Here is a 5,377-nt window from a genome sequence, read left to right as displayed (position 1 = left end):
CCAAGATTTTAAAGAGCTTAAGTGCATGTATAAGTTAAGATTCAAGCTAAAAACCTATAGATATAGATGTACTACATCACACCTTAAACTAAATCACTAGGTACCATTATTTAAAGCTTATTCAAAGGTTGAGTTTTGAGGTAGTTTATCTATAGTTTCTACTTTGCTCTATTATATCCCAAAAACATATTTAACTTAAGTATTTACTATAATTCTTTATATAAATTTTAAAATAATAAAAGGAATGTTTCACATGAAACATTCCCTTTATTATTTTCCTTTAGGTATTCTTACTGTAACCTCTACAAACTCATCTAAATCTTTAGATTTATATTGAGCATTTATTCCGTACTTATCAAATACCTGTTTTATAGTGTTTATATATATCTTAGAAGAAAATACTCCTTTTATTCTTTTTTTACCATCAGTAGCTAATTCTTTATTAGCAAGCTTTAATAATTCTTTTTCTATAAGTTCCTCTGTCTTTTTTACATTAAGGCCTCTTTTTACTACTATATCTAATATATATAATTGCATTTCTTCATCTGGTAGTTTTAATAAAGCTCTTCCATGTCTCTCAGTTAGCTTATTATCTAATAATACACTTCTTACTTCATCAGATAGTTTAAGAATTCTTAATTTATTAGCTATGGTAGATTGCTTCTTTCCTATAAACTCTGCTAATTGATCTTGAGTATATGAGTGAATCTTAATTAAATTATAATAAGCTTCTGCTTCCTCTATAAAATTCAAATTCTCTCTTTGTATATTTTCAAGTAATGCTATAGCCGCAGAATCTTTCTCATTTATTTCTACTATTATAACTGGCACTTGTTTTAATCCAGCTTTTTTCGCCGCTCTAAGTCTTCTCTCTCCAGCTACTAATTCATATTTATTATCATAACTTTTCCTAACTGAAAGAGGCTGTATTATCCCATAAGTTTTTATTGACTTAGATAATTCCTCTATAGCCTCTTCATCAAAAACCTTTCGTGGTTGATATAAGTTAGGATAAATTAATTCTGGATCCACATAACAAACTTCATTTTGCATACCCGTACCATCCCTCGCTATTTTCCTTATATTAACATTTCTACATATAGTAAAACTTTTCCTCTTTTTTATTAGAAAAAATTTAGGACAAATAATTGTCCTAAATTCTATATTTTGTTGTTATTTGATAGGTTTCTTGCTTATGCTACTTGCTTTTCTTGGATAAACTCCTGGAGTTTCCTTTACTTTTTTTATTATAACTAAATTATGATTTAGGTCTGTACCATCAACCTCTACAGGTATTACAGTCTCAAGTTTTCCACCTAATGTTCCTATAGCATTTTTTGCTTCGTTTAACTCTTCCTCTACTGCTGGACCTTTTAATGCAACAAAGTATCCCCCTACCTTTACATAAGGTAAACATAGTTCACTTAATACACACATATTAGCAACTGCTCTTGAAGTAGCTATATGAAACTTTTCCCTATATTCTTTCTTTCTTGATACTTCCTCTGCCCTACCATGAAGAGTCTTAAAATTATTTAATTCTAATTTTTCTATAACATCATTTAAAAAGTTTACTCTTTTATTTAATGAATCTAAAAGAAGTATATTAGTGTTTTCATTCATTATCCCAACTGGTATTCCTGGAAACCCAGCTCCAGTTCCAACATCAATGATACTTTCAGCTTCTTTAAACCCTTGAAATTTAAATGCCTTTATACAGTCTATAAAGTGCTTTTTTATTATCGCCTCATCCTCTGTTATAGCTGTTAAGTTTATTTTTTCATTCCATTCCTTAAGTAAATCTTTATATAAAATAAACTTATTATATTTATCCTCATTGAATGACATCTGAACATCATCACATGCCTTTTTCATAAGATCAAAATAAATCATATACATCCTCCAATAGGTTAATTGTTATATTTATGCTCTAGATATATTAAAAGTACAGATATATCTGCTGGTGAAACCCCTGATATTCTTGATGCTTGCCCTATACTAATTGGTCTTATAGAAGTTAACTTCTGTACTGCTTCTATTCTTAAACCCTTTATATTATTATAGTCTATATCATTTGGCATTAACTTCTTCTCAAACTTTTTGAATTGATTAACCTGATCTAATTGTTTTTCTATATATCCTTCGTATTTAGACATAATCCCAACTTGTTCTTCAACATCTTTTGGTAATTCAGGTCTTTCTTTATCTAATGGCTTTACCATCCAATAATCAAGTTCCGGTCTCTTTATTAATTCGTATAAACTTATAGGTTTCTTAAGCTCTGCTGAATCTAAACTTACTAAAAATTCATTTACCTCTTTTTTATTAGTAATCTGTAAATTCTTTATTCTCTCTACCTCTTGCTCTATTTGTTGTTTTCTAAACAAGAATCTTTCATATCTTTCATCAGATACTAATCCTACTTTTCTTCCTATCTCAGTTAATCTTAAATCTGCATTATCTTGTCTTAAAAGAAGCCTATACTCTGCTCTAGAAGTCATCATTCTGTATGGCTCATTTGTTCCTTTTGTAACTAAATCATCAATTAAAACACCTATATATCCATCTGATCTAGTTAATATTAATGAATCTTCTCCTTTTACTCTAAGAGCAGCATTTATACCTGCTATAAGCCCTTGAGATGCTGCTTCCTCATATCCTGATGTTCCATTAAGCTGACCTGCTCCAAATAAGCCATCTACCTTCTTAAGCTCTAAGGAAGGCTTTAATTCTAATGGATCAACACAATCATACTCTATAGCATATCCTGTTCTCATTACCTCTGCATTTTCAAGACCTGGTATTGTTTTTAACATCTTTAGCTGTACTTCTTCTGGTAATGAACTAGACATTCCTTGAACATACATTTCTAAAGTGTCTTCTCCCTCTGGTTCTATAAATATTTGATGTTGAAGCTTATCTGGGAATCTCATTACTTTATCTTCTATTGAAGGACAATATCTTGGTCCTATCCCTTCTATTTCCCCATTATAAAGAGGGGATCTATTTATATTTTCTGTTATAACTCTATGTGTTTCTTCGTTAGTATAGGTTAACCAACAAGATACTTGTTCTCTATCTACATTTTTATTCATAAATGAGAATGGTACTATTTTGTCGTCGCCCTTTTGTTCTACCATTTTTGAAAAATCTACAGATCTCATATTAACTCTTGCAGGAGTTCCTGTTTTAAATCTTCTTAGTGATATACCAAATCTCTTTAAGGTATTTGTTAGCTCATTTGCCGATGCAAGACCGTTTGGACCACTATCCTGTCTGAACTCTCCTATTATTATCTTACCTCTTAAATAGGTTCCTGAAGCCACTATAACAGCTTTTGTATTATAAGTAGCTCCTGTACTTGTAACTACTCCACTTACTTTTCCATCAGTAAGCTCTATATCTATAATCTCACACTGTTTTACATCTAAGTTCTCTTGATTCTCAAGTACGCTTTTCATAGTGTCTTGATATCTCTTCTTATCTGCTTGAGCTCTTAAAGAATGTACTGCTGGTCCCTTTGATGTGTTAAGCATTCTAGATTGGATAAATGTCTTATCTATGTTAGTTCCCATTTCTCCACCTAAAGCATCTATTTCTCTAACTAAATGCCCTTTAGCAGTTCCCCCAATATTAGGGTTACAAGGCATCATAGCTATACTATCTAAGTTTAAAGTTGACATAAGGGTTTTCATACCCATTCTTGCAGAAGCAAGAGCTGCTTCACATCCAGCGTGTCCAGCCCCTATTACAACTACATCATATTCTCCTCTTAAGTACTTTTTCATAATACACCTACTTTCCTATACAGAATTCTGAGAATATCTTATCTATAATATCCTCTTCTAAAGTTTCTCCTGTGATTTCTCCTAAATTCATCCATGCAGCTCTAACATCTATGGACGCTAAATCTATAGATATTCCAATATCTAATGTATCAAGAGCTGCCTTACATCTTTCTTTTGCCTTATATAAAGCTTCTTTATGTCTACTATTAGTTATCATTACTTCTGTGGCAGAGATTGCTCCACTAAAGAACATTGATTTTATCTTGTCTTTTAATACTTTTACACCTTCTCCTGTTTTAGCAGATATAGTAAGTATATTTTCTTTATTTAAACCTTCTAAATCTTCTATATAAAGTTTCTTGTCTAAGTCAGCTTTATTTAAAATAACTATGTGCTTTTTATCTTTTATATATTCAATTATTTCCCTATCTTCATCATCAAGTTCTCTGCTTAAATCTAACATAAAAACAATTAAATCTGCTTCACTTATTTTCTCTTTACTTTTTTCTACACCAATCTTTTCAACAATATCCTCTGTTTCTCTTATCCCTGCAGTATCTACTATTTTAACTGGTATACCACTTATATTTATATATTCTTCAATTACATCTCTTGTAGTTCCCGCTACTTCCGTAACTATAGCTCTCTTTTCCATTAAAAGACTATTCATAAGGGAGGATTTTCCAACATTAGGTTTGCCTACTATAACCATGTTTAACCCTTCTCTTAGTATCTTACCTTCATTTGCTGTAGATAAAAGACCTTCTATGTCTTTTATTATATCCCTTAAACTCTCAGATACTTGATTTCCTGTAATTTCTTCAAGATCATCCTCTGGGAAGTCTACAGTTGCCTCTATGTGAGCTATGGCTCCTAATAATCTATGTCTAATCTCATTTATCTCTTTTGATATTCTACCTTCACTTTGAAGAAGTGCAGATTTCATAGATAAATCAGTTTTTGCATTTATTAAATCAATTACTGCTTCTGCTTGAGTTAAGTCAATTCTACCATTAAGAAATGCTCTTTTAGTAAATTCTCCTGGTTCTGCATTTCTTGCTCCATTTTTTATGACTTCTTCAAGTATTCTATTAGTTGAAAATACTCCACCATGACAATTTATCTCAACAGAATCCTCTGCTGTGAAACTTCTAGGTCCTTTCATATATGAAATTATTACTTCATCTAAAACCTCATTAGTTTCCTTATCAATAATATGTCCGTACCTCATTGTATATGGTTCTATATCATTTAAAGGTCTATCATTTTTTCCTTTAAATATTGATGATACAATCTCTAAAGCTTTAGTTCCTGATAGCCTTATTATTGAAATTCCGCCTTCTCCAATAGCTGTTGCAATAGCTGCTATTGTATCAAAATCTCTCATATAAATCCTCCTTTTTATAATATTCCATTTTATCACATAAACCCTTAAATTATAATGGTTTCAAACAAAAATCACTAAATAATAGTATAACCTAAAATACTATTAAAAGAAAATTTTTTTATTTAGTTATTTATATTTTCGCCCTTAATATTTTAAACTATTTTTTTATTACTTTACAGGCTGAATTTTATACCATTATTAC

The 5,377-nt window shown here is 30.5% G+C and carries 4 protein-coding genes; all 4 read right to left on the bottom strand.

The window, feature by feature from the left end:
* Nucleotides 1–270: 270 nt before the first annotated feature.
* Nucleotides 271–1,053: a nucleoid occlusion protein gene (gene noc, locus AB2369_RS10995; RefSeq protein WP_367666527.1), complete on the bottom strand. Its 783-nt coding sequence runs from the start codon at nt 1,051–1,053 to the stop codon at nt 271–273.
* A 120-nt stretch (nt 1,054–1,173) separates the two neighbouring features.
* The gene (rsmG, locus tag AB2369_RS10990; RefSeq protein ID WP_367666526.1) at nt 1,174–1,893 is read right to left on the bottom strand and encodes a 16S rRNA (guanine(527)-N(7))-methyltransferase RsmG; all 720 of its coding nucleotides are present in this window, start codon (nt 1,891–1,893) and stop codon (nt 1,174–1,176) included.
* A 17-nt stretch (nt 1,894–1,910) separates the two neighbouring features.
* The gene (mnmG, locus tag AB2369_RS10985; protein WP_367666525.1) at nt 1,911–3,788 is read right to left on the bottom strand and encodes a tRNA uridine-5-carboxymethylaminomethyl(34) synthesis enzyme MnmG; all 1,878 of its coding nucleotides are present in this window, start codon (nt 3,786–3,788) and stop codon (nt 1,911–1,913) included.
* A 7-nt stretch (nt 3,789–3,795) separates the two neighbouring features.
* Complete coding sequence (gene mnmE / locus AB2369_RS10980) at nt 3,796–5,175, bottom strand: tRNA uridine-5-carboxymethylaminomethyl(34) synthesis GTPase MnmE (protein ID WP_367666524.1); 1,380 nt, start codon at nt 5,173–5,175, stop codon at nt 3,796–3,798.
* Nucleotides 5,176–5,377: the final 202 nt, after the last annotated feature.

This window comes from Clostridium sp., from assembly GCF_040797585.1.
In the GTDB taxonomy this organism is placed as follows: Bacteria; Bacillota; Clostridia; order Clostridiales; family Clostridiaceae; genus Clostridium_Z.
The sequence above is the reverse complement of the archived record's forward strand: the minus strand, read 5'-3'. Positions and strand labels throughout refer to the sequence as shown.